Annotated in this window: 22 protein-coding genes; 5 read left to right on the top strand and 17 right to left on the bottom strand. The window is 71.4% G+C overall.

Translation table 11 applies throughout. The features are described 5' to 3' along the window. The 11 genes from ACIRR9_RS32940 to ACIRR9_RS32890 all read right to left on the bottom strand — a co-directional run. Window positions 1-1,646, bottom strand: a 1,646-nt coding sequence (locus ACIRR9_RS32940) for a serine/threonine protein kinase (RefSeq protein ID WP_403759342.1), incomplete at its 3' end; no start/stop codon positions are given. A 2-nt stretch (window positions 1,647-1,648) separates the two neighbouring features. Then, the gene (locus ACIRR9_RS32935; RefSeq protein ID WP_365344832.1) at window positions 1,649-2,974 is read right to left on the bottom strand and encodes a hypothetical protein; all 1,326 of its coding nucleotides are present in this window, start codon (window positions 2,972-2,974) and stop codon (window positions 1,649-1,651) included. Between the two features lie 47 nt (window positions 2,975-3,021). After that, entirely contained in the window at window positions 3,022-4,068 is a 1,047-nt protein-coding gene (locus ACIRR9_RS32930) for a glutamate ABC transporter substrate-binding protein (RefSeq protein WP_403759339.1), read from the bottom strand. A 14-nt stretch (window positions 4,069-4,082) separates the two neighbouring features. After that, a complete protein-coding gene (locus tag ACIRR9_RS32925) occupies window positions 4,083-5,468 on the bottom strand; it encodes a hypothetical protein (protein ID WP_403759336.1) in 1,386 nt (461 codons plus the stop codon). 413 nt (window positions 5,469-5,881) lie between these two features. Continuing rightward, window positions 5,882-6,853, bottom strand: a complete 972-nt coding sequence (locus tag ACIRR9_RS32920) for an N-acetylglucosamine kinase (protein WP_403759333.1) — start codon at window positions 6,851-6,853, stop codon at window positions 5,882-5,884. Next, window positions 6,844-8,112 (bottom strand): 6-phospho-beta-glucosidase, encoded by a 1,269-nt coding sequence (locus ACIRR9_RS32915; protein WP_403759330.1) that lies wholly within the window; start codon window positions 8,110-8,112, stop codon window positions 6,844-6,846. The genes ACIRR9_RS32920 and ACIRR9_RS32915 overlap by 10 nt, the downstream gene beginning before the upstream one ends. Before the next feature lie 6 nt (window positions 8,113-8,118). Further along, the gene (locus ACIRR9_RS32910) at window positions 8,119-9,015 is read right to left on the bottom strand and encodes a carbohydrate ABC transporter permease (RefSeq protein ID WP_403759327.1); all 897 of its coding nucleotides are present in this window, start codon (window positions 9,013-9,015) and stop codon (window positions 8,119-8,121) included. Window positions 9,016-9,017: 2 nt separating this feature from the next. Further along, window positions 9,018-9,959, bottom strand: coding sequence for a carbohydrate ABC transporter permease (locus tag ACIRR9_RS32905; RefSeq protein WP_385678327.1), 942 nt, complete (start codon window positions 9,957-9,959; stop codon window positions 9,018-9,020). A 2-nt stretch (window positions 9,960-9,961) separates the two neighbouring features. Next, window positions 9,962-11,305 (bottom strand): ABC transporter substrate-binding protein, encoded by a 1,344-nt coding sequence (locus tag ACIRR9_RS32900; RefSeq protein ID WP_403759324.1) that lies wholly within the window; start codon window positions 11,303-11,305, stop codon window positions 9,962-9,964. Between the two features lie 66 nt (window positions 11,306-11,371). Beyond that, on the bottom strand, window positions 11,372-12,583 hold the full coding sequence (locus tag ACIRR9_RS32895) for an ROK family protein (protein WP_403759321.1): 1,212 nt from the start codon (window positions 12,581-12,583) through the stop codon (window positions 11,372-11,374). A gap of 276 nt (window positions 12,584-12,859) precedes the next feature. Then, window positions 12,860-13,693 (bottom strand): hypothetical protein, encoded by an 834-nt coding sequence (locus ACIRR9_RS32890; RefSeq protein ID WP_403759319.1) that lies wholly within the window; start codon window positions 13,691-13,693, stop codon window positions 12,860-12,862. A gap of 311 nt (window positions 13,694-14,004) precedes the next feature. Between ACIRR9_RS32890 and ACIRR9_RS32885 the strand changes: the two genes are divergently transcribed. Continuing rightward, window positions 14,005-14,631, top strand: a complete 627-nt coding sequence (locus tag ACIRR9_RS32885; RefSeq protein WP_403759316.1) for a hypothetical protein — start codon at window positions 14,005-14,007, stop codon at window positions 14,629-14,631. Between the two features lie 68 nt (window positions 14,632-14,699). Here ACIRR9_RS32885 and ACIRR9_RS32880 read toward each other — a convergent pair whose 3' ends face one another. After that, window positions 14,700-15,323, bottom strand: a complete 624-nt coding sequence (locus ACIRR9_RS32880; RefSeq protein WP_403759313.1) for a Uma2 family endonuclease — start codon at window positions 15,321-15,323, stop codon at window positions 14,700-14,702. Window positions 15,324-15,459: 136 nt separating this feature from the next. Then, on the bottom strand, window positions 15,460-16,563 hold the full coding sequence (locus ACIRR9_RS32875) for a mechanosensitive ion channel family protein (protein ID WP_403759311.1): 1,104 nt from the start codon (window positions 16,561-16,563) through the stop codon (window positions 15,460-15,462). A 338-nt stretch (window positions 16,564-16,901) separates the two neighbouring features. On the opposite strand from ACIRR9_RS32875, the gene ACIRR9_RS32870 reads away from it, so the two are divergent. Next, on the top strand, window positions 16,902-17,438 hold the full coding sequence (locus ACIRR9_RS32870; RefSeq protein WP_093502957.1) for an HNH endonuclease: 537 nt from the start codon (window positions 16,902-16,904) through the stop codon (window positions 17,436-17,438). An 87-nt stretch (window positions 17,439-17,525) separates the two neighbouring features. On the opposite strand, the gene ACIRR9_RS32865 is transcribed toward ACIRR9_RS32870, so the two are convergent. The 3 genes from ACIRR9_RS32865 to ACIRR9_RS32855 are packed head-to-tail and all read right to left on the bottom strand — an operon-like array spanning window position 17,526 to window position 20,109. Further along, on the bottom strand, window positions 17,526-18,884 hold the full coding sequence (locus ACIRR9_RS32865; protein ID WP_403759308.1) for an ABC transporter permease: 1,359 nt from the start codon (window positions 18,882-18,884) through the stop codon (window positions 17,526-17,528). Next, window positions 18,881-19,579, bottom strand: a complete 699-nt coding sequence (locus ACIRR9_RS32860; protein WP_403759305.1) for an ABC transporter ATP-binding protein — start codon at window positions 19,577-19,579, stop codon at window positions 18,881-18,883. Before ACIRR9_RS32860 ends, ACIRR9_RS32865 begins: the two co-directional genes overlap by 4 nt. Then, the gene (locus tag ACIRR9_RS32855; RefSeq protein WP_403759302.1) at window positions 19,576-20,109 is read right to left on the bottom strand and encodes a PadR family transcriptional regulator; all 534 of its coding nucleotides are present in this window, start codon (window positions 20,107-20,109) and stop codon (window positions 19,576-19,578) included. Before ACIRR9_RS32855 ends, ACIRR9_RS32860 begins: the two co-directional genes overlap by 4 nt. A 162-nt stretch (window positions 20,110-20,271) precedes the next feature. Between ACIRR9_RS32855 and ACIRR9_RS32850 the strand changes: the two genes are divergently transcribed. Genes ACIRR9_RS32850 through ACIRR9_RS32840 form a run of 3 tightly spaced genes read left to right on the top strand, consistent with a single transcriptional unit; the run spans window position 20,272 to window position 22,827 of the window. Beyond that, on the top strand, window positions 20,272-20,481 hold the full coding sequence (locus tag ACIRR9_RS32850; protein WP_403251967.1) for a hypothetical protein: 210 nt from the start codon (window positions 20,272-20,274) through the stop codon (window positions 20,479-20,481). Next, window positions 20,482-22,527 carry a 4-alpha-glucanotransferase gene (gene malQ, locus ACIRR9_RS32845; protein ID WP_403759299.1) on the top strand — a complete coding sequence of 682 codons (2,046 nt, stop codon included), beginning with the start codon at window positions 20,482-20,484 and terminating at the stop codon, window positions 22,525-22,527. It begins immediately after the preceding gene. A 48-nt stretch (window positions 22,528-22,575) separates the two neighbouring features. Then, on the top strand, window positions 22,576-22,827 hold the full coding sequence (locus ACIRR9_RS32840) for a hypothetical protein (protein WP_403759296.1): 252 nt from the start codon (window positions 22,576-22,578) through the stop codon (window positions 22,825-22,827). 98 nt (window positions 22,828-22,925) lie between these two features. Here the strand turns inward: ACIRR9_RS32840 and ACIRR9_RS32835 are convergent, their stop codons facing one another. Then, window positions 22,926-23,525: a TetR family transcriptional regulator gene (locus tag ACIRR9_RS32835; protein ID WP_365344803.1), complete on the bottom strand. Its 600-nt coding sequence runs from the start codon at window positions 23,523-23,525 to the stop codon at window positions 22,926-22,928. Between the last annotated feature and the right edge of the window lie 39 nt (window positions 23,526-23,564).

Here is a 23,564-nt window from a genome sequence, read left to right as displayed (position 1 = left end):
GGGTGGGGGTGGCGCTGGTCGACCTGGGGGCCCGGCGGGGGGGGGGGGGGGGGGGGGGGGGGGTGGGGCCGCCCCCGCGCGGGGGGGGCGGGGGCCGCGCCCCCGCCCCACGGCTCCAGCGCGAGCGTCCGGGAGGCGACCGCCCGCGTGCCCAGCCGGGACACGTCGCCGGCCAGCTTCGGGAACAGCTCCGTGTCCGTGACCTTCACCTCGGGCCCGAACAGCGTCGACAGGGCGGGCCGGGCCGTGCCGGTCTGCACCGACACGACCTCGCGCAGCACCCCGGTCAGCTGCTCGGCCATCTCCTGCGCGGAGGCGAACCGGCGGGCCGGGTCCGGGTCGGTGGCCCGGACCAGCAGCCGGTAGAAGGACTCGTACTGCCGGAAGACCTCGATGTTGTCCGGGTCGGGCAGCGAGTCCACGAAGACGGTCGTGTAGCCCTGGAAGTCGAAGGTGAGGACGGCGAGGGTACGGCCGACCGTGTACAGGTCGGAGGCGACCGACGGGCCGACCTCGGCGACCTCCGGGGCCTGGTAGCCGATCGTGCCGTAGATGGCCGACTCGTCGTCGTCCAGCCGGCGCACCGCGCCCATGTCGATCAGCTTGAGCTGGTCCTCGGTCTGGATGGCGTTGTCGACCTTGAAGTCGCAGTACAGCAGGTTGCGGCTGTGCAGGTGGCCCAGGGCTTCCAGGGCCTCGATGCCGTACGCGCACGCCTGCTCCACCGGCAGCGGGTCCCGGCGGCCCTCCGGGGTACGGCGGTCGTTGGCGATCTCCTTCAGGGACTTGCCGCCGACGTACTCCATGACGATGTAGCCGTCGAGGGAGCCGGTGCGCTGGTCGAGGTGCTCGACGAAGTTGTAGATCCGCACGATGTTGGCGTGCTCGATCTCCGCGAGGAACCGCCGCTCGGAGATCGCCGCCTCCATCGCGTCCTGGTCACCGGTGTCGAGCAGACCCTTGAGCACCACCCAGCGGTCGGCGACGGCCCGGTCCACGGCCAGGTAGATCCAGCCCAGACCGCCGTGCGCCAGACACCCCGCGACCTCGTACTGGCCGTGCACCACATCGCCGGACTTCAGCTTGGGCACGAACGAGTACGGGTTGCCGCACTTGGTGCAGAACCCCTCGGTCCGGCCCGGCTGGTCACCGCGTGCACGCCCGACCGGCGCCCCGCAGTCGGAGCGCGAGCAGAACCGCTTCCGCTCGGGCACCTCGGGGTTCTCCAGGACCATCTCGCGCGGATCCGGCTTCGGCACCTGCGGCACCGCGACCAGCCCCGCGCCCAGCCGGCTGCGCCCGGACCCGCTCGTCGCCGAACCGGAGCTGCGCACCGACACCGAACGGCCCGTCGACTTCCCCGACAGGGAGCGCGAGAGCCGCCCCGACACCGAGCGCCGTGACTTCGACGACTGCGACGACGTACGCGAGGTGCTGCGGCTGCTGCGGCCGCTGGAGCCCGAACTCCCGCTGCCCGCCGAGTCCTTGCCGCCCGCCGTCAGCCCGGTGGCCGGCGAGCCGACCATCCCCTTCGACGAGACGACCGGAGCCAGACCGCAGGTGTCGCAGTACAGCTCACCGCCGCCCATGTCCTCGTACGACCCCTCACAGCCCGGCCGCTGGCACGACTGTCCCGCCTGACTCACCGTCACTCCCCCCTCCGGTCCTCGGGTCCGCTCTGCTGCGGCACGCGCGGGGCGCCCAGCGCCTCGGCCGCCGCCCGCTGGTAGCGCAGCACCGCCTGCTCCGCCACCCGCAGGTCGCAGGGCGCGCTCCACAGCATCCGCCGGGCCGCGTCGTACCGCTCGATCAGGAACGGGTCCTCCGCCAGCCCGTGCCGGGCCACCTTCGCCTTGTACGCGTCCAGCCGGCCGCGCAGCTCCGCGCGCACCGCCAGCGGCGCGGTGACCGCCGTCAACGACTCACGGGCCCGCAGCAGTTCGTCCTCGGCCTTCTGCTCCAGGGACTCCAGGAGCGGCGAGAGCCGGTGCCACTGGGCCTGCCTGCGGTACTCGGCGGCCGTCGCCAGCTGCTCCTGCAGCACGGTCGGCGGGCCGCTGACCACCGGCACCTCGGTCGCCGCGATCTTCGCCAGCACCTCACCGCGTGCGGTGCGCGCCTCGGCGAGGGTGCGGTCCGCGCGGGACAGCACGTCCCGCAGCCTGATCAGCCGGGCCTCCGCGTCCTGCCGTACCGTCAGCACGGCGTCGATCTCCCGCCGCACCTCCTCCAGCGCCCGCGCCTCCCGGTCGTACACCGTGGTGTCCGGACGGCCGCCGCCCGGCGCCGAACTCCCCGGCGCCGGAACCCAGAAGGCCAGCGGGTCCGAGACCACGTCCTCACGCAGCTTCGTCAGTATCCGGGTGATCCGTTCCAGGTCGTCGCCCGCCGGGTGCTCGCCGGGACGCACCCCGACCGAGTGCGCCAGCTTGCGGGTGCGCTGCAGCTCCGCGGCGAGTAAATCGATCCGCGCGGGCAGCGCCGACCACACCGCGTCGGCGGTGACGACCATGTCCAGCGAGGTCGCGTACAGCTCGTTCATCCGGTCGACCAGGGCCGCCAGCGAGAAACGCTCGCTGAGCCGGCCCGCCGCCGACAGCAGCGTCGGCGCGTTCGCCGTGGCCGTCGCGCTGCCCGCCACCGTGATCGAGTCGCCGCGCAGCAGCTCGGTCAGCTCCACCAGGTCCTCACGGCTGGACCAGCGGCGCCGGGCCCGGATCGCCCGGGCGGTGTGCAACGCGTCCGTGTAGGCGTCGAAGTACGCCCACAGCAGGGTGATCGATGCCTCGGCGGCCGTCCACCGCTCCCGGGTCGTCCCCGTGAGCTCGGCGCCTTCGAGGAGTCTGCGGCCCGCGTGGTCCTGCAGGGCGAGGAGCGAGGTCTCGATCGCCTCGTGCTCCGCGCCGAGCCGCGCCAGCGCACGGTCCACCTCGTCCCGGTCCATCACCGGCCCGGCGGGGTCCGTGACGCCCATCGATCACCTCTCGCTTCGCTTGTCGGGGCTGGGCTCGCGGATGCGGGTCAGCTCTTGCGCAGGTACTGCGGCGCGGGCGGTTTCGACGCCGACGAGTCCGTTCCCAGTGTCGCCGACAGCCATCTGTCGTACGACGCCTGCCAGCCGTCGGCCCGGTAGTCGACCAGGATCTGATTGACCCGACGCACCAGGTCCTGCGCCGACTTGTTCATCGCCACGCCGTAGTACTCGGTGGTGACCGCCGGGCCCTCCAGCTTGAGCGTCGGATCCTGGGCGGCCTGGCTGGCGGCGAGCGCGCCGTCGGTGATCACCGCGTCGACCTCGCCGAGCTGCAACCGCACCAGGCAGTCCAGCTGGTTGGGTACGGTGACGACCTTGACGGTGGAGGGCAGCTTCCCTGAGCCCTTGTCGGCGGTCACCTTCTTGAACGCCGTCGAAGTGTCCGCCGTGCACACCGTCTTGTGCGCCAGGGTCGCGTCGTATCCCTTGATCGACGAGGACCTGGGCGCCAGCACCTGCTGGCCGGTCTTGAAGTACGGCGCGGAGAACGCGACATCGTCGAGCCGCTCGCAGTTGATGGTCATGGTGCGCACCACCATGTCGACCTGCTTGTTCTGGACCGCCGGTATCCGCTGGCTCGTCGGGATCGCCTTGAAGATCACGGCGTTCGCGTCGCCGAGGATGTCCCGGGCGATCTGGTGCACCAGATCGATGTCGAACCCCTCCAGATCCGCATCGGAGTTGTTCGGGTTGCGGTAGCCCCAGCGGTAGCTGTTCTGGTCGACGCCGACGATCAGCTTCCGCGCGTCGCCCTTACGGGCCTTGATCGCCTCGATGGTCGGGCCGTCGGCGCTCGACGGCGACCAGGTGTCGTTCTGCGCCTCGGACTCCTGGCAGGAGCCGGCCTTCGCCTGGCTGCCGTTGGCGAGGCCCTGCCCGCCGAGCGTGCCGCCGTCGCCGCCCTCGCCGCTCTCGCCGTGGGACTGGGTGAGCGGCAGCAGCAGGACGAACGCCAGCGCCAGGACACACCCGACGGCCATCGCACCCACCCCGCCCCAGCCGCGCAGGGAGGACCTCAACCTTCGCACGAACACCGCCACGCCCCCTCTCACCGGTACTCCGAAAGCCTGCGCCCGATGCCGAACAGCGCGCCGGACGCGGCCGCGACTCCCAGCATGGCGGCACCGATCGGCAGCCCGGTCATCGCGTCCCGCCCGTCGGTGGCCCGCTGCTGGAACTCGTGCTTCTCCAGCGTCAACGCGGTGTTCAGGTTGTCGTCGACGCTCTTGAAGCACTCGGCGGTCGCGTCCTTCGTGCCGATCACCTCGTCCAGCGCCGTCTGGTAGTCGCCGTTCTCGTCCGCCTGACGGGCGGCCGAGTGCCGCTGCTTCCACACCTTCATGTTGCCCTCGGCCGCCACGACGGGCTTGCTGTCCGCCGGGGCGTCCGCGAGCTTCGCGGCCTGTGCGAGGCCGTCGCCGAGAGCGGCCATCTCCTGGTCGAAGTGGTAGTAGTACGTGTCGTAGCTCTTGCCGTCGACCTCGATGGTCTCGGCACCCCGGGACACCAGGCTCAGGTTCTCGTTCCCGCGCGCCTTCAGGGAGGCGATCCGGGCGTCGTGCAGCACGGTCAGCGAGCGGACGCCGTGCTCGTAGGAACCCTCCAGGCCGGAGCGGGCGACGGTTTGGCCGACGACCAGCCACAGCAGCGTGACGACGGTCGCCCCGGAAGCCGCGACCAGGCCGTGGTTCAACAGGCGGTTGGTACGGCGGTAGTGGCGCAGCTGGGCCCAGGCGAGCGCGGCGAGGGCGACGACGCCGAGGGCCATCGCCGCCCACGGGTACGGGGTCGCGTCCGCGTAGTCGGACGACAGCCGCGTGTTCTCCGTCTCGTAGAGGTCCTGCGCCGTCGGAAGCATGTCCTGCTGCATCTTGTCGTTCGCGTACCGCAGGTAGGCGCCGCCGACCGGGTAGCCCTGCCGGTTGTACACCCGGGCCCGCTCGACGAGCCCCTTGTACTCCGGCAGCAGCGTGTTCAGCTTCGTCACGGCCTGGTCGGCGGGCGAGCCGGCTTCGGCGTTGGAGGCGGCGGTGACCAGCAGCGCGGCGGCATTCCGGATGTCCGACTCGTACAGCTTGCGGGATGCGTCCGTCTCCTGACCGCCCGCCAGGAAGGCGCTGGACGCGGCCGTGTTGGCGTCCGCCAGCGAACGGTAGATCTCGGCCGCGTCGGAGCTGAGCGGCTGGCTGTGGTGCAGCACGTCGTCGGCCGCGGTCGCGCGGGCGGTCATCTGCCAGGCGGTGACGGCACCGAAGGCGACGATCAGGAGGGCGAGGACGGCGCCGATGAGACGGAGCCGGCCGGGCTCCGTCGTCGCCGCGGTGCGCAACCGGTCGACGCCCTCTGCGAATGCGGTGCGCCGAGGGGGTGGCGGGGCGGGCAGGGCGGGGCCTGCTCCTGGCGGTGCCGCGCTGCTGATCGGCGGGTGTGTCACTCGACCTCCCCCATGGCCATCCGGTCGCCGACCAGTATCGCCGCCCGGACTGACATTCGGCACCGGCCGTCACTGGATCTTGATCGGATCGCAGTGGAACCCCTGCCCATGAATACGCCGGGGGAATCGGTTCGGTTCCGGAGGGGTGGTGCGGGAGCGTTCCGGGCTGTCGGCCGGTGGGGGCTGGTCGCGCAGTTCCTCCCCCAGCCTTCGGCCGGGGGTACCCCCAGCGCCCCTGACGGGGCGCTGCCCAGACGCTTCTCTCCAGTCGCGGGAAGTCGTGCCTCCCCCAGTGCCTTAAGGGCCTGGGAGGTGCCCCCAGGGCGGCACGGGTGGGCTGGGGCCCCCTCTGGGGGGAGGCACCCTGCAAGCGCCGGTAAGCGTCCCCACCCCCGCCCAGCCCCCACCCCGGCTCACCCCTCGAAGTACCCGCGCACCCTCCCCTGCACATCAACCCCCGCCCCCACCGCGTCCAGCCCCAGCAGTGCCGCGCCCAGCACCGGACGTGCCGTCACCACCCTCGGGACCGCCTTCGGGGCGCGGGCCGCCAGCAACTCCCGTACCCCGTCGTCCAACTGTGGATGGCCCCCGGCCAGTACCCCACCCCCCAGCAGCACCGGTGTCTCCTCGTCCAGCAGTTCCAGGCGGGTCAGCGCGACCATGGCCATGGTCACCACCTCCTCCGCCAGCCGGTCCACGACCGTCCGTGCCACCGGGTCGCCGTCGGCCGCCGTGGCGAACAGCACCGGCGTCAACTCGTGGCGGCGGACCGGATCGACCTCCTCCACGTGCAGCGCCTCGATCAGCGTGAGCATGGTGCCGTACCCGAAGTGCGCGGGCAGGGTGCGGGCGAGGGCCGTACTCTCCCCGCGGCCGTCCTCCGCGCGCGCCGCGTGCCACATGGCCTCCTCCGCGAGTCCCCAACCGCCGCCCCAGTCACCGGAGATACGACCGAGCGCGGGGAAGCGGGCGGTGCGGCCGTCGGGGCGCATGCCGACGCAGTTGATGCCGGCGCCGCAGACGACGGCGACTCCGCGCGGCTCGGTCGCGCCGGCCCGCAGGATCGCGAAGGTGTCGTTGCGGACCTCGACCGTCGCACCCCACCCACGCGTGTGCAGCGCGGCGGCCAACTGCCGTTCCTCGAAGGGGAAGTCGGCGTTGGCGAGGCAGGCCGAGACATGTGCGGCCGAGGTGACCCCGGCGGCGCCGTACGCCTCGGCGACCGCCGCCGCCACCTCGTCCACGGCCTGTTCCACGCCCACCACCGGCGGCCGGAACCCCCCGCCGCGGGCGGTGGCGAGGACGGTGCCGTCCGCCGCCACCACCGCGACGTCGGTCTTGCTGTTGCCCGCGTCGATGGCGAGGACACTTGCGGTCAGGCCCACGCGAGGTGCTCCCGGTTGTGCGCGATCAGTCGGTCGGTCAGGGCTTCGGCGTACTCGTACTGGCCGATGAGGGGGTGGGCGAGCATGGCCCTGAAGACGCGGTCGCGGCCGCCGCGCAGCGCCGCCTCCAGGGCCAGTTCCTCGTACGCCGTCACGTTCGCCACCAGGCCCGCGAACAGCGGGTCGACGTCCGGCACGCCCAGCGGCACGGCGCCGGAGGGACCCACCGCCGCCTGCACCTCGATCACCGCGTCGTCGGGGAGGAAGGGCAGCGTGCCGCCGTTGTACGTGTTCACCACCTGGTAGGGGTTCCCGGTGCTGCCGAGCAGGGCCGCGGCCAGGTCCACCGCCGCCTCGGAGTAGTAGGCGCCGCCCCGCCTGGCGAGCAGCTCCGGCTTCTCGTCCAGGGCCGGGTCGCCGTACATCTCCAGCAACTGCTGCTCCATGGCCGCCACTTCGGCGGCCCGGGAGGGTTTGGTGCCCAGCTCGCGCACCACTTCGTCGTGCGCGTAGTAGTAGCGCAGGTAGTAGGAGGGGATCACGCCGCCCAGGCGGTCGAGGAGGGCCGGGGGCAGCTTCAGGTCCGCGGCGATCGTCTCGCCGTGCTCCGCGAGCAGTTTGGGCAGGACGTTGTCGCCCTCGGGGCCGCCGAGGCGGACCGCCGTCTCCCAGGTGAGGTGGTTGAGGCCGACGTGCTCGAGGTGGACCTCGGACGGGGTGGTGCCGAGCAGGTTCGCGAACTTCCGCTGGAAGCCGATCGCCACGTTGCACAGCCCGACCGCCTTGTGGCCGGCCTGGAGCAGGGCCCGGGTCACGATCCCCACCGGGTTGGTGAAGTCGATGATCCAGGCGTTCGGGTTGGTGCGGCGGACGCGTTCGGCGATGTCCAGGACGACCGGGACCGTGCGCAGGGCCTTCGCCAGGCCGCCCGCCCCGGTCGTCTCCTGGCCGATGCAGCCGCACTGCAGCGGCCAGGTCTCGTCCTGCTGCCTGGCCGCCTGGCCGCCGACGCGCAGTTGCAGCAGCACCGCGTCGGCGCCCTCGACGCCCGCGTCCAGGTCGGAGGTGGTGACGATACGGCCGCCATGGCCCTGCCTGGCGAAGATGCGGCGGGCCAGTCCGCCCACCAGTTCCAGGCGTTCGGCGGCCGGGTCGACCAGCACCAGTTCCTCGACGGGCAGGGTGTCCCGCAGCCGTGCGAAGCCGTCGATGAGTTCGGGGGTGTAGGTCGAGCCTCCGCCGACCACAGTGAGTTTCATGCTTGGTTAACCCTTCACTCCGGTGAGCGTGACGCCCTCGACGAACGCCTTCTGGGCGAAGAAGAAGACGAGGATCACGGGGGCCATGACCAGCACGGTCGCGGCCATGGTCAGGTTCCAGTCGGTGTGGTGCATGCCCTTGAACGACTCCAGGCCGTAGGAGAGGGTCCAGGCGCCCGGGTTCTCCGAGGCGTAGATCTGGGGGCCGAAGTAGTCGTTCCAGGCGTTGAAGAACTGGAAGAGGGCCACCGCCGCGATGCCCGGCTTCGCCATCGGGACGACGACCGTGAGCAGGGTCCGCAGGTCGCCGCAGCCGTCCACCCGCGCCGCGTCCAGGTACTCGTTCGGAATGGTCATCAGGAACTGGCGCAGCAGGAAGATGGAGAACGCGTCACCGAACGCCAGCGGGACGATCAGCGGCCACAGGGTGCCGGAGAGGTCCAGTTGCTTCGCCCAGAACAGGTACATCGGGATGACGACCACCTGCGGCGGCAGCATCATCATCGAGATCACCAGCATCAGGGAGAGATTGCGGCCCCGGAAGCGGAACTTGGCGAGCGCGTACGCCACCGGCAGCGAGGAGACGACGGTCAGGACGGTGCCGAGGCCGGCGTAGAGCAGGGTGTTCTTCCACCAGGTCAGAAAGCCCGGGGTGTCGAAGACCCGCCGGTAGTTGCTCCATTCCCAGGTGTGCGGGATCAGGTCCCGGCTCAGGGCCTGGCTGTCACTCATCAGCGAGGTCAGGAAGACGAACACGAAGGGGAGCGTGAAGAACAGGGCGGCGGCGACGCCGAGGGAGTGGACCGCCACCCAGTTCAGCAGGGCCTTGCGGCGGGCGGTGCGTTCGGCCGCGGACACCGGCTGGGGCGTCAGCCGCGCCGGCCGGTCCAGCACTTGGGTCATCGTCAGTCACCTGCCTGGATGAGACCGCCCCGGCGCCGCATCAGGAACGCGGTGAACACCATGGACAGGGCGAAGAGCACGAGGGCGACGACACACGCGGAGCCGTAGTCGAAGCGCTGGAAACCGAGGTTGTAGATGAGCTGGGGGAGGGTGAGGGTCGACTTCTCCGGGTAGCCGGGCTCGAACTGGGTACCCGCGCCCTGGATCACGCCCGAGGCGACCTTTCCGGCGATCAGCGGCTGGGTGTAGCACTGCATGGCCGCGATCACGCCCGTGACGACGGCGAACATGATGATCGGCGAGATGTTGGGGAGGGTGACGAACCGGAACCGCTGCCACCCCGAGGCGCCGTCCAGTTCGGCCGCCTCGTACTGCTCCTTGGGCACGTCCAGCAGCGCGGCCATGAAGATCACCATCAGGTCGCCGACGCCCCACAGGAACAGCAGGGTGAGGGCGGGCTTGGACCAGGCTGGGTCGTTGAACCAGCCCGGTGCCGGGATGCCGGTCTTCTCCAGGATCGAGTTGACCGGTCCCGTCCCGGGGTTGAGGAGGAACGCGAAGGCCATGGTGGCGGCCACCGGCGGGGCCAGGTAGGGCAGATAGAAGAGGGTGCGGAAGACACCCGTACCGGTCTTGATCTTCGTGATGAGCAGGCCGATGGCGAGCCCGAACAGGACCCGGAGCGTGACGGTCACCAGGACCAGCCAGAGCGTGTTGCGCAGTGCGGGCCAGAAGTAGGGGTAGTGCTCGAAGACGTACGTCCAGTTCTTCGTGCCGCTCCACGTCGGCGGTCTGAAGCCGTCGTAGTGCATGAACGAGAAGTAGACCGTGGAGAGCATCGGGTACGCGAAGAAGACCGAGAACCCGATCAGCCAGGGCGACATGAAGGCGGCCGTACGAAGCGCCGACCTGCGGCGCTTCGACGCCAACGTGATGGTGCTCATCGCTACTTCGCCTGCGCGATGTCCGTGTCGATCTGCTGGGCCGTGGCCGCCAGACCGGACTTGAGGTCCTTGACCTTGCCGCTCTCGTAGTCGTATCCGAAGTTCTGGATCGTCGCCAGGTACACACCGCCGTTGATGGAGGCGGGAGATGTCGTGGAGTTCGGGTTGGCGGCGATGTCCAGGAAGGTCTTGAAGCGCGGGTCGTACGTCAGCTTCGGCGACTTCAGGGCGGCCAGCGTGGACGGCACGTTGTGGATGGCGTTGGAGAAGTTCACCACCGCGTCCGTGTCCGTGGTGATGTACTTGACGAACTCCCAGGCCGCGTTCTGCTTCTTGCTGGTGGCGGCGATACCGGCGATGGTGCCGGTGATGTAGCCCTTGCCGTACTGCGCGACCTGGTCGTCGGGCACGGGCAGCGGCGCCACGCCGATGTCGAACTTCGTCTTGGCGTCCACGGCCATGCCGAGCCGCCACTCGCCGTCGAGCTGCATGGCGACCTGGCCGGTTTGGAAGGGGTGCTTGTCGCCCCACTCGTCGCCGAGCGTCGCCCGGTACTTCTCCAGCTTCTGGAATCCGCCGAGGTCGTCGACGAGGTTCTTCTGCAGCGTGAACGCCTCGGTGAAAGCGGGGTCCTTGGCGATGTCCGACTTGCCGTCGGAGGTGAAGTACGTCGGCGAGAACTGCGCCGCGTAGTGCTCGGTCGTGGTCTCCCAGCCGTGGTAGTCCGGCATGAAACCGAGCTGCTTGTAGCTGTCGCCCTGGGTGATCGTCAGCTTCTTGGCGTCCGCCGTGAATTCGGTCCACGTCTTCGGCGGGCTGGTGATGCCGGCCTTCTCGAACGCCGTCTTGTTGTAGTAGAGGCCGTACGCGTCACCGAGCAGCGGCGCCGTGCAGCGGTTGCCGTCGTACTGGGTGTACTCGTTCATCGCCTTCGGGAACGTCGTCTCCGGGTCGATGCCGGCCTTCTTGAAGAACGGGTTGAGGTCGACCAGCGCGCCCGAGGAGCAGAACTTGCCCACGTTGTTGGTGGTGAACGACGAGATGACGTCCGGGGCCTTGTCGCCGCCGCTGCGCAGCGCCTGGTTGATCTTGTCGTCGGTCATGTTGGAGACGACGTTGACATGGATGTTGGGGTGCGCCTTCTCGAAGCCGGCGATCAGCGCGTTGACCGCCTTCACCTCGTTCGGTGCGCTCCAGGCGTGCCAGAAGTTGATGGTGGTGTTCGCGGAGGCGTCGTCGGAGGCGCCGGAGGAGGACTGGCCGGTACAGGCGGTGAGCAGGGCCAGCGAACTGGCGGCCGCGGTCAGGGCAAAAGCCGTCTTTCGGGCAGCGGAGGGTATGGGCATGGCGAGATCTCCCTGGGCGGGCGGTGAGCGAGGGAAGGACTGGCTGTGCGGGGGTCTGCGGGGGGCTCAGCGCGAGGTGTCGAAGACCTCGTCGCGGGTGGTCGCGAGCGCGCTCTCCAGCGCGCCGCGCAGCACGGGGTGTTCACGGACGTCGCCGACGACGAGCCGCGGCCGGGCGGCCGCCAGCTCCTCCAGCTCGGCCTGGACGAGGGTGCGCAGCACCTCGCCGCCGGCGGTGAGGACGGTGCCGCTGAGGACGACGAGTTCGGGGTCGAGGACGGAGACGAGGGAGGCGAGACCGGTGGCGAGCCGGGTCGCGTAGGTCCGCAGGAGTTCGCGGTGCGGTCCGCTGCCGTGATCGGCGGCGCGGCCGACGAGTTCGGCGGCGACCTCGGAGTGCGAGCCGGTGGGCAGGTCCTCGATGCCGAGTTCGCGGGCGATCCGGGGCAGGGCCTGCGCACCGGCGAGTTCCTGGTAACCACCGCTGTTGGCCTTGGTCACCTGGCGCACCAGCGGGGTGCCCGGCACCGGCAGGAAGCCGACCTCGCCGGCGCCGCCGGTCCAGCCGCGGTGCAGCCGGCCGCCGAGGACCAGGGCGGCGCCGAGGCCCTCCTCGTTCCACAGCAGCACGAAGTCGCCGTGGCCGCGGGCCGCGCCGAGCCGCTGTTCGGCGATGGCGACGAGGTTGACGTCGTTCTCGTACTCGACGGGCATCGGCAGCGCGGCGGCGAGGTCGTCGAGCAGCGCGGGGGAGTGCCAGCCGGGCAGGTGCGAGGCGTAGCGCAGTCGGCCGGTGTTGGGGTCGAAGGCGCCGGGGGTGCCGACGACGACCCGGTGGAGGTCGTCGCGGGCCAGCCCGGCCGCCTTCACCGCGCCGTCCAGGGCGTCGGTGACCTGCCGTACGACGGACTGCGCGGAGCGCCTGCCCGGGGTCGGCAGCTCGTACTCGCCGACCGTGCGGCCGGTGACGTCGGCGACGGCGGCCCGGATCCGGGCGGGGTTGACGTCGAGCCCGGCGGCGTGGGCGGCGGCGGGGTTGACCGAGTAGAGCTGGGCGTTGGGCCCCGGGCGGCCCTCGCTGGTGCCGGTCGCCAGGACCAGCCCGGCCGCCTCCAGGCGGGCCAGCAGCTGGGACGCGGTCGGCTTGGAGAGGCCGGTGAGCTTGCCGATCCGGGTGCGCGACAGCGGGCCGTGCTCCAGCAGCAGGTCCAGTGCGGCGCGGTCGTTCATGGCGCGCAGCACGCGAGGGGTGCCCGGCGTACCGGCGGTTCCTGCCATGTGGTTCGACACCTGCCTTTCCAGCCGCTCAGTTTCCCAGTGACCAGGGCGATCGGTCCACCCGGGAGACCCGTCGGAGCACCCGCCGGATCCGCTCGACCTTGATCACTGTTAGGAAAGTTTCCTGTTGGCTGGAAAACGTAGGCCGCCGGAAGGGGGGCGTCAATAGCCCGCCTGCGCGGCAATGCAGTCGTTACCTGGGCTTGAACGGGCGCGGACATGCGAAAGGCCCGCCCGGGAGACCGGGCGGGCCCTGTGGCGAGGGGGTCGAAGGTGCTAGTTCACCTTGATGTAGTCGCCCGCGGCCTTCGTCGCCGCGGTGGTCGTCGTACCGGCGAAGACATAGCGGTAGTAGCCGCTCTTCGACGCCTTCACGGTCGTGGACAGCGCGCCGCCCGTGCCGGAGGTGATGGCCTTGACGTCCGTGTACGTCGTGCTGCTCGCGGGGCGGAACTGCAGGACGATCTTCTGCCCCGAGTAGCCCTTGTACGCGGCGGCGTCCCAGTCCGCGCGGGTCAGCTTGCCCTTGACGGTGATCGTCTTCCCCTTGGCCACCGGCTCCGGCGAGGCGTCGGCGGTCAGCTTGGCCGCGCGCTGCACCTTCGCCGTGCCCAGGTTGCCCCAGATCGCGGTTCCGGCGTTGATGCTGAGGAAGTCGTCCGAGCTCGTGCTGTCGCTGTGGCTGTAGAGGCCGCCGGCCTTCCAGGTGGTGGCGTCGGCGGCCTCGAACAGGTCCATCGTCGGGTCGATGACGACCTTCTCGGTGCAGCTCGCGGTGACGGTCGTGTCCGTCGTCGCCGTCGTCGTGCAGGTGGGCAGGTCGTCGGGGCCGACCATGTTCTGCAGCGACTTCAGGGTGCCGCGGTACAGGATCACCCCGGCGAACGCCGTGTCGCCGTCGATGTTCACATCCACCGGCCGGGTCAGGGTGTACGTCACCGGCACGCTCACCGTCTTGGCGGTGCCGACGACGATGGCCTTGCCGTTGTTCACCGTCACGCCGGTGAACTTCAGGTCGGGTGTGCTGGTGGCCGCGGAGGCGGCGGGCGCCGCGATACCGGCCAGGGCCAGGGCGCCGGACAGGGCGGCACCTATGGCGATCTTTCTCATGAATCCCCACATTCGAACGGGTCCCCGGGCGACGTCGCGCTCCAGAACAAGGACCCGTGGTGGGGTGACCCTAGATCATCACTCGGGCGCGGAGAATGCGGGGGGCCTGTGAAGACCATCTGAATCCGGGCAGTCCGGGCTCCATGATCACAGCTGCGTCACGATCCACGTCGGCGCTGGTCAGAAGGGTCCTCCTCACGGCTTCCTGATCTTTGATCCCGACACCGACCAGAAGAACGGCGACCGGCCATGCCCCCTCGAAGACGTTTGTTCATAAGACTGCTGCGCAGCGCCCTCGCCGAGGAGGCGAAGTGAGGCGGCGGCACATCGCGGCGGTTTTCGGCACACTCGTCCTGGCGGCGGGCTGCACCACGGCGACGGAGAAGAGGGCCGGGACCGAACCCTCGGCCAAGGTGGCGGCCGCCGCCAAGGCCGCCGCCTGCCAGGGCGGGACCTTCCGGTGGACCGACGTGACGCGGGAGGTCCGGCTCACCGAGGTCTCCCCGGTCGTGAAGGTGGGCAGGAGTGACGGACGGATCACCTTCCACCCCCGGCTCGTACGCACCATCGTGGCCCGGGTCGACACGAGCGACACAAGCGTCTCCGCGCACCGCGTGCTCGTCGCGGTCGCCAAACGGCTGAAGTGGGCGGACGCCGAGGGGCTGGCGGCTCCGGGGGAGATGTCCGCCGACCGCGTGCACCACGACCCGCAGGCCGACTTCCTCGGCCACCCGGGACGCTATGTCGAGGCCGAGGGCGTCAACGTCGTCGAGGCGAGCTTCACCATGACCTGCTCCGGCGGCCGGGACGTCTACGGCAGCGTGATCACCTGGCTCAAGGGCGACTCCGGCGCCTCCCTGGCCTGCGGCGTCGATCCCGGGAACCACCCGTGGATCAAGGAGGCCTACCGGCTCACCTGCGGCGGCGCCACTGCCTAGCCGCCGACCGCTCCGAGGCGATCGGCACCCCGCCGACGATCCGGATGTTCGCCGCGTCGTGCGCGCGCTCAGTCGTCGAGGAACGGAGCCGTGTCGAGGGTGGGGTAGGGGGCCGGGAGGGGGAGCGGGTCGCCGAGGTTCACCTTCTCGTCAGTCCTGTAGTAGGCCTCGGTGGGGTCGTCGCCGGGGAGGACGGGGTCGGTGTAGCAGTGGGCCGTCCTGGCGTGGCGGTCGATCAGGACGTAGACGGGGATGCCCGCGGCCGCGTAGGTGCGGAGCTTGGGGCCGGTGTCGGTCTCGTGGTTGGTCGAGGTGACCTCGCCGACGAGGGCGATCATGGCGATGGGGTACCAGCCCCTGTGGGCCTTGCGGTACGACTCGTCGAGTTCGGTGGGATTGCGACGGCATACGTAGAAGTCCGGGACGACCAAAGCCATCGTCCGACCGTCTGGGTGGGGCACTCGGAAGCCGTCGTTCACACCGGCCATGTCCAGTCCGGCCAGGTGAAACTGGACGATGAGCTTCACGGCACCCGCGTTGTGCCGGTGTTCTGGCTGAGGTGGCACGTAGCCCGTCCCCTCGACGTACTCCGCTCGAATCGGCATCGGCGACGCTGCCTTTTCGAGTGCGATCAACAGGTCGATGGGGTCTACCTGCGGCATGACCGGCTCCATGATCGGCTCCGCGCTCATCACTGGGTCTCCTCGTCGGATTGATGCCAGGCTAAGCCCCCGCTGGGTGCCCCGGCAGAACGATGGGGCGTCCGCGACGCTGTATGACGCCGGAATGCCCCACCGTTCACTCGAACGAGCGTGCTGAACCGTTCCGCTACTTCCCGGGCGCGGACGACCGCTGCGGAGCGATCGGGGTCGTCGCCGCCACCTGGGGTGAGTCCGAGTCGGAGAACACCGCCGGTGCGGCCACCGCGGCCGTCGGGTCCGGGGTCTCGGCCTCGCTCAGTACGGTCGGTACGCCACCCACGATCCGGATGTTCGCCGCGTCGAAGGCCCGCTTGATCCGCCAGCGCAGCTCGCGCTCCACGGCCGCGGCCTTGCCGGGCATGGTCTTGGCGGAGAGGCGGACCACCATCGAGTCGATGAGGACGGAGTCCAGGCCGAGGATCTGGATCGGGCCCCACAGGAGCTCGTTCCAGGGCTCCTCCTTGCCCATCTTCTCGGCGACGGCGTCAAGGGTGGCCCGGAGCCGGTCCAGGTCCTCGCTGGCCTTCACGGTCACGTCGACCCCGGCCGTGGCCCAGCCCTGCGAGAGGTTGCCGATGCGCTTGACCTCGCCGTTGCGGACGTACCAGATCTCGCCGTTGTCGCCGCGCAGCTTGGTCACCCGCAGACCGACCTCGACCACTTCGCCGGAGGCCACGCCCGCGTCGATCGTGTCACCGACGCCGTACTGGTCCTCCAGGATCATGAACACGCCGGACAGGAAGTCCGTGACCAGGTTGCGGGCACCGAAACCGATCGCCACACCGGCGACACCGGCCGAGGCCAGCAGCGGCGCGAGGTTGATCTGGAACGCGGACAGCACCGTCAGCGCGGCCGTGCCCAGGATCACGAAGCTGGCCACCGACCGCAGCACGGACCCGATCGCCTGGGAGCGCTGCCGCCGCCGCTCGGCGTTGACCAGCAGCCCTCCGAGGGTGGTGCCCTCCGCGGACTCGGCCGTGCGGTTCATCCGGTCGATGAGCTTCGTGATCGACCGCAGCACCACCCTTCTGAGCAGCACCGCTATCACCAGGATCAGCAGCACCTTCAGACCGATCGCGAGCCAGGTCGACCAGTTCTGCTCGACCCAGCTCGCGGCGTTCGTGGCGCTCTCCTGGGCGTCCTGGAGCGTGGGCACCGCCGGGGTCGACGACTCCGAGGGAGTCGGCGACGGCGACGAACCGGCGGCCAGTAGGACGGCGGGCAAGGACACGGCGGGTACCTCCAGGCGGTGCGGTACTGCCCTCCGGTACGGCGTTCCGGGTCAGGTACGGCGGTCAAGGTCACGAAAAGGTCACCGGACGGGCAGGACAACCACACTAACGGGGCATTGGATGTGCGCCCCACCGATACAAGAAGGAGAGACTGTGCTCACCCCGCCTGAACAGGCCCGCTTGAAGCGGTGGGCGACCGGGGGATGAATGCGGTGTGGTCGAAAACACTCCCAGCCCGTTACCGGGACATGGTGGCGCGTCCACCAGGCAAGAGGGGAGACTGGCCACAGATCGTCCCGGCGCGAGCCACGCGCCGCCGACGCCCAAGGAGGCACCCGTGCCGCATGTCCTGGTCCTCAACGCGTCGTACGAGCCGCTCGGCGTCGTACCGCTCCGCCGCGCGCTCATCCTCGTCCTGGAGAACAAGGCAGTCGCCTTGGAGGAATCCGGCGCCTATATGCACAGCGCAACCGTCACAGTCCCCGCACCCAGCGTGGTCCGGCTCAAGCGATTCGTACGGGTTCCCTACCGGGGGCCCGTTCCTCTCACCCGAAGGGCGCTCTTCGCGCGCGACGGGGGCCGGTGCATGTACTGCGGTGGCGTCGCAACCAGCGTCGACCACGTCATCCCGCGCAGTCGCGGGGGTCAGCACGTCTGGGACAACGTGGTGGCGTCCTGCCGCCGCTGCAACCACGTCAAGGCCGACCGCCATCTCTTCGAGATCGGCTGGCGGCTGCGGCACAAACCGGCTCCACCCACCGGCCTGGCCTGGCGCATCATCGGCACCGGCCATAGGGACCCGCGCTGGCTGCCGTACCTGCAGCCGTACGGCGCGGACGACGCCCTGGCCCGGATCGACGGCATCTCCGCCTGACGATCCGGGCTTTCGCATACCCGGGCACCTGCGTGATCCGGTCCCGGGGGTCCCCTGCGCCCCCGGGACCGGACGCTCATCCGGCGGTCATGCGTAGCGCAGTTCCGCCGGGTGCACCGAGCGGCGCAGCAGGGGCAGCGAGGTGGCCGTGGCGAGCAGGCAGCACGCGTACACGACCACCGGGACCAGCAGCGCCGCGTACGGCACCGCCGGGGCGGTGTGCTCCGTGGCGAGCGCCGCGTACCAGACGCCGATCGCCGTCCCGCCCGCACCCGCCACCACCACACCGGGGGCCAGCGGCAGCGCGGTCTCCCACAGCAGCGCCCGGACCAGTACCCCGCGCGGCACTCCGGCGGCGGTCTGCGCGGCCAGTCCCCGGCGCCGGGTGGCCAGGGACTCGGCGGTGCCGACGGCCAGAGCGCAGAGCACGATCGCCAGGGAGACGAGGAGCGCGGCGGCCGTCAGGTCGATCCCCGTCGTGTAGAAGGCCACGTCCGTGCCGAGCGAGCCGTCGCGGCGCATGGCGTGCAGATCGGCGAGCAGCACCTGCCGTACACCGGCGAAGCCCGTGCCCACGAGCGTCACCAGCAGCACGGCCGCGTTCGTGCGGGCCGCCGCCCAGGGGTCGTCGCGCAGCCGTTCCGCCGCGATGAGCAGCGCCGGCCGGCTCGCGCGGACCGCGAGCACCCGGCCGAGCAGCCCGGACCACCAGCCCGGCAGCCACACCACCGCGACGCCGACCAGCACGATCAGCGCGAAGACCGACAGCCGCGCGGGGGAGGAGGCGAGACGGTCGCCGTTGTCGGGGGTCAGCACGGTCAGCAGCACCGACACCGTGCACAGGCCGCTCACCACCAGGAACACCCGCCCGGGAGGCCGCGTGGGCCGCACCCGGCGTACCCGGCCGAGCGGCGAGGCCACCACCCGGCGCAGCGCCAGCGCACTCACCGCCGCGCCCAGCGCCGGCACACCCACGGCCACCAGGACGATCCCGGCCCAGGCGAGGGCGGTCGGCCGCGACCAGAGGGACAGCAGGACCGGAGTCGCGACGGCGGTGGCGAGCCCGGAGCCCAGCAGACAGGCAAGACCCGTCTCCAGCGCCGCGATCCGCCGTACCCGGCCCGGCGCCGCCCCCGCGAGCCGCAGCGCGGCCAGCCGCCGGTCCCGGTACACCGCGCCGATCCGCGCGCACTGTCCGAGGAACCCGAACACCGGGACGAGCAGCAGCATCAGCGCGACGACCATTCCGTCGCGGGTTCCGGGCCGGTCCAGAAGCCCGGAGCCGACCGACACGCTGTACTGGCCGTCCAGCGACAGGAGCACGGCGACCGCCAGCCCGAGACCGGTCGCCAGGGCCGCCCCGGCCGCCGTCAGCACGATGCGCCACCACTCCCGCCGGTCCGATCCCCGGGTCAGCAGCCAGGCGAGCCGCAGATCGGCCCTCATGCGGCCACCTCCGCCGTCAGCACGACCCCGTCGCTCAGCCGCACCTCGCGGTCCGCGTACGCCGCCACCTGGGCGTCGTGCGTGATCAGCAGGACGGCCGTGCCCGCCTCCCGGACCGTGTGCACCAGGGCGGTCATCACCTGCTCGCTCGCCAGCGAGTCCAGCGCCCCGGTCGGCTCGTCCGCGAAGACCACCTTCGGGCCGGTCACCAGCGCCCGGGCCAGCGCGGCCCGCTGGGCCTGCCCGCCGCTCATCGAGCCCGGCCGCAGTTCCCCCTGCCCGCGCACCCCGAACCGCTCCAGCCACTCGCCGGCCCGCGCCCGGGCGTCCGTACGCGTCGCCCCCGCGAGCATCAGCGGCAGTGCCACGTTGTCCAGCACCGTCAGCTCCGGGATCAGCTGCCCGAACTGGAAGACCACCCCGAAGTCGGTCCGCCGCAGCTCGCTCAGCCGCTTCTCCGGCAGCCGGTCCAGCCGCTCCCCGGCGTACGTCACCGAGCCCGCGTCCGGCCGGACGATCCCGGCGAGACAGTGCAGCAGCGTGGATTTCCCGCTGCCGCTGGCGCCGGTCACGGCGAGGATCTCGCCCGCGCGCAGCTCGACCGAGGCGCCGCGCAGGGCCTCGGTCCTGCCGTGCGCCCTGGCCAGGTCCAGGCCCGCCAGCAGCGGTGGTGGGGTGCCCCCGTTGTCGGTCATGCTGAGTCGACCTCCGCGGTCAGAGTGGTGAGCCGGTCCGCCGTCGTGTGCATCCAGCGGAGGTCGGCGTCGAGGTGGTTGAGGGCGAAGTCCGCCGAGAGCACGGTCGTCAGATCGGCGTTCCGCGCCGTCTTGAGAGCGGTGAGCTCCCGCATCCGCTCCATGTGCGCGGCGCGCTGGTCGCGCAGGTAGGCCGCCGGGTCGCCGCCGGCGAGGATCGACACCACGACCTTGGCGAAGATCTCGTTCGTCACGAACGGCGCCGGCGGGGAGACCGCACCCGCCCACCGGGCCAGTTCCCGCGTGCCCGCCTCCGTCGAGCGGTAGCGGGTCCGCTCCGGTCCGCCGTCGGCGTCGGTGCCTTCCACCGCCGCCAGGCCGTCGCGGACCAGGCGCTGCAGGGTCGTGTAGACCTGCCCGTAGGCCAGCGGGCGGGCCTGCGGGAAACGCTCGTCGTGGCGCCGCTTGAGGTCGTAGCCATGACTCGGCCCGGCCTCCAGCAGTCCCAGAAGGATGTGCCGGGTGCTCATGGAGATCAATATACACCCGCTACATGTACTGAGTGAATAGTGTGCCGCTCCGGTGCGCTCCGGTGCGCTCCGGTGCCCGTCGAGAGTGCCGTCCCGTTCACGGGGTAGGCCTGCTCTGACCCGGCGAACGCCCCCACCCGACGTACCGACAAGGAGGCCACCGTGGCCGTAACGGTTCACCATCCGATCCCGGCCCAGTTCAAACCCCCGGTGGAGACCGAGGAGGAGCTCCATCTCTGTGTGTTCAGCGCCGAGGGCGCGTGCGCCCAGGCGCCGCTGACCAGTGAGCCGCCGCTGCCCGACGCCGAGCCCCTCACCAGCGAACCGCCGCTCGCCGACGCGGCTCCGCTGACCAGTGAGCCGGGGTTGTAGATGAGCGAAGCCGATCCCTGTGACGGGGAGCTGTCCCGGCTGGCGGAGCTGCACGGCGTCGCCACCTCCTACAGCCCGTCCCCGGACCGTACGGTCGCCGCCTCCGCCGTCGCGGTGATCGCCGCCCTCGGCGCCCTGGGCGTCGACGCGAGCGGCCCCGAGGCCGTTCGCACCGCCCTCGCCGACCGGGAGCGGGACCTCGCCGAACGGCTGCTGCCGCCGACCGTCGTGCACTGGACGGGCGCCGGCGAGATCGCCCTCGGCCTGCCCGCCGGCACCCGTCTGGAGCTGCGGACGGAGGACGGGGAGACGCGCGACGACGTACGGGACCTGCCGCTCGGCGTCCATCTGCTGACCGCCACCGCCCCCGACGGCCGTACCGCCCGCACCCACCTCGTCGTCGCCCCCGACCGGCTGCCCACCCCCGCCACCCGCTCGTACGGACTCCTCGTCCAGCTCTACTCGCTGCTGTCCAGCCGCTCCTGGGGCATGGGCGACCTCGGCGACCTCGCCGACCTCGCCGACTGGGCCGCACGCACCGCGGGTGCCGGATTCGTGCAGGTCAACCCGTTGCACGCGGCCGTGCCCGGCGCCCCGACCGACCCGTCCCCGTACCGCCCCTGCTCCCGCCGCTTCCCCGACCCGGTGCATCTGCGGCTGGAGTCCGTCCCCGAGTACACCGGCGTGGACTCCTTCGCCGAACGCGCCGAACGGCTGCGGTCCGCCGTCCTCGACAAGGGCGCACTCATCGACCGGGACGCGGTGTGGGAGCTGAAGCGGGAGGCGCTGGAGACGGCGGCCGCCGCAGCGCTCACCCCGGCACGGCAGGCCGAGTACGACGCCTTCCTCGCGGAACAGGGCGAGGCGCTGGAGGACCACGCCACCTGGTACGCGCTCGCCGAGAAGTACGGCTCCGACTGGCACCGCTGGCCCGAGGCCCTGAGGGACCCCCGCTCACCCGGGACCGCCCGGGCCCGTGCCGAGCTGGGCGACCGCGTCGCCTTCCACTCCCGGCTCGCCTGGCTCACCGACACCCAGCTCATCGCCGCCCAGCGCACCGCCCGGGACGCCGGGATGCCGGTCGGGATCGTCCACGACCTCGCCGTCGGCGTGCACCCCCAGGGCGCGGACGCCTGGGCGCAGCGCGATGTCTTCGCCGCCGGGATGTCCGTCGGCGCCCCGCCCGACGCCTTCAACGCCCGCGGCCAGGACTGGGGCCTGCCGCCCTGGCGCCCCGACCGCCTCGCCGCCTCCGGCCACGCCCCCTTCCGCCGGCTCCTGCGCGCCCTCTTCCGCTACGCCGGCGCCCTGCGCATCGACCATGTGATGGGTCTGTTCCGGCTGTGGTGGGTGCCGGAGGGGCGACCGCCGACGGAGGGCACCTACGTCCGTTACGACGCCGAGGCCATGCTCGCGCTGCTGGCCCTGGAGGCCGGCCGGGCGGGAGCCGTGGTGATCGGGGAGGACCTGGGCACCGTGGAGCCGGGGGTGCGCGAGACGCTCCAGCGGCGCGGGGTGCTCGGCACCTCGGTCCTCTGGTTCGAACGGGACTGGGAGGGCGACGGCCGGCCTCTCCTCCCGGACCGCTGGCGCGCCGACTGCCTCGCCACCGCCACCACCCACGACCTGCCGCCCACCGCCGCCCGCCTCACCGGCGAACACGTCGAACTCCGCGACCGGCTGGGCCTGCTGACCCGCCCGCTGGAGGTGGAACGGGCCGAGGCGGCGGCCGACACCGCCGAGTGGCTGGCGCTGCTGACCCGGCTCGGCCTGCTCGCTTCGTCCGACGCCGGTGACGAGGAGGCCGAGATCCGGGCCGTCCACCGCTTCCTGCTGCGCACCCCCGCCCGCATGATCGGCGTCTGGCTCCCGGACACCGTCGGCGACCGCCGCCCGCAGAACCTGCCCGGCACCTGGGACCAGTACCCGAACTGGCGCCTGCCGATCGCGGACGCGGAGGGCCGCCCGGTGACACTGGAGGAGCTGACCGGATCGGCGAGGGCACGGGCCCTGCTGGAGGTGCTCCAGGGCCGCACCGGCCCGTAGGGGCACCCCGGACGCGCGCCACCCGAATGGGCCAGCTAACTTGGGACCGTGGACAAGAAGAATGCCCTGCGCGCCGGCGCCCTGGCTGCCGGTACGACGCTGATGATGCTGCTCATGTCGTCCCCCGCGCTCGCGCTCACGCGTGACGACGGTGACGACCCCGGCCCGGGCCTGAGTGTCATCCAGACGCTGGGTCTCTACGTCCTGACCCCGCTCGTGCTGTTCGCGGTCATCGCGGGTCTCGTGATGGTGCTGGACAAGTCCAAGATCCGGGTCGTCAAGCCGAAGGCCAAGGCCTGACCTCCCGCTTCTCCACTTTTCTGCACCGAGGGCGCCGGTCGCCTTCCGTACGTACCCCGAGGGGACGTAGGGAGGCCGACCGGCGCCCTCGGCGCGTTTCAGGGGCTCGGCGCGGTCAGATACCGCTGCAGGGTCGGCCCGAGCCAGGCCAGGATCTCCTCCCGCGCCAGCTCCACCGCGGGCGGCAGCCGTAGCACGTACCGGGTGAGCGCCAGCCCCATCAGCTGCGAGGCGCACAGTGCCGCCCGCGCCGGTACCTGCTCGGGGTCGGGGCACACCCGCTGCGCCACCGGCACCACCTGCTCCCGGAAGATGCCCTGCAGGCGCTCGGCCCCCGCCTTGTTGGTGACGGCGACCCGCAGTACCGCGGTGAGCTCCTCGTTCTCCTCCCAGATGTCCAGGAAGTGGGCCACCAGCGCCCGCCCGACCTCGGTGCGCGGCGCCTCGGACAGGTCGGGCATCCGCAGATCGAGCGCGACGGCGGCCGCGAACAGGCCGTCCTTGTTGCCGAAGTAGCGCATCACCATGGACGGGTCGATGTGTGCGTCCTTGGCGATGGCGCGGATGGTGGCGCGCTCGTAGCCGTCGGTGGCGAAGCGTTCGCGGGCGGCGGCCAGGATGGCGGAGCGGCTGGCGTCGGAGCGGCGCGCCGCGGAGCCGTTCGCGGAATCTGTGCTTCTACTGGGGGTGCCGGTCATGCCAACGAGCGTAGGCCAACATCTGTGGGCCAACAAGCG

This window comes from Streptomyces sp. NPDC101234, assembly GCF_044767525.1.
GTDB lineage: Bacteria > Actinomycetota > Actinomycetes > Streptomycetales > Streptomycetaceae > Streptomyces > Streptomyces sasae.
The sequence above is the reverse complement of the archived record's forward strand: the minus strand, read 5'-3'. Positions and strand labels throughout refer to the sequence as shown.

Coding starts and splice junctions, on each gene's coding strand:
- ACIRR9_RS32935 (WP_365344832.1), bottom strand. CDS start 2,974: ATGGGCGTCACGGACCCCGCCGGGCCGGTGATGGACCGGGACGAGGTG.
- ACIRR9_RS32915 (WP_403759330.1), bottom strand. CDS start 8,112: ATGAAACTCACTGTGGTCGGCGGAGGCTCGACCTACACCCCCGAACTC.
- ACIRR9_RS32910 (WP_403759327.1), bottom strand. CDS start 9,015: ATGACCCAAGTGCTGGACCGGCCGGCGCGGCTGACGCCCCAGCCGGTG.
- ACIRR9_RS32905 (WP_385678327.1), bottom strand. CDS start 9,959: ATGAGCACCATCACGTTGGCGTCGAAGCGCCGCAGGTCGGCGCTTCGT.
- ACIRR9_RS32900 (WP_403759324.1), bottom strand. CDS start 11,305: ATGCCCATACCCTCCGCTGCCCGAAAGACGGCTTTTGCCCTGACCGCG.
- ACIRR9_RS32895 (WP_403759321.1), bottom strand. CDS start 12,583: ATGGCAGGAACCGCCGGTACGCCGGGCACCCCTCGCGTGCTGCGCGCC.
- ACIRR9_RS32890 (WP_403759319.1), bottom strand. CDS start 13,693: ATGAGAAAGATCGCCATAGGTGCCGCCCTGTCCGGCGCCCTGGCCCTG.
- ACIRR9_RS32880 (WP_403759313.1), bottom strand. CDS start 15,323: ATGAGCGCGGAGCCGATCATGGAGCCGGTCATGCCGCAGGTAGACCCC.
- ACIRR9_RS32865 (WP_403759308.1), bottom strand. CDS start 18,884: ATGAGGGCCGATCTGCGGCTCGCCTGGCTGCTGACCCGGGGATCGGAC.
- ACIRR9_RS32860 (WP_403759305.1), bottom strand. CDS start 19,579: ATGACCGACAACGGGGGCACCCCACCACCGCTGCTGGCGGGCCTGGAC.
- ACIRR9_RS32855 (WP_403759302.1), bottom strand. CDS start 20,109: ATGAGCACCCGGCACATCCTTCTGGGACTGCTGGAGGCCGGGCCGAGT.
- malQ (WP_403759299.1), top strand. CDS start 20,482: ATGAGCGAAGCCGATCCCTGTGACGGGGAGCTGTCCCGGCTGGCGGAG.
- ACIRR9_RS32835 (WP_365344803.1), bottom strand. CDS start 23,525: ATGACCGGCACCCCCAGTAGAAGCACAGATTCCGCGAACGGCTCCGCG.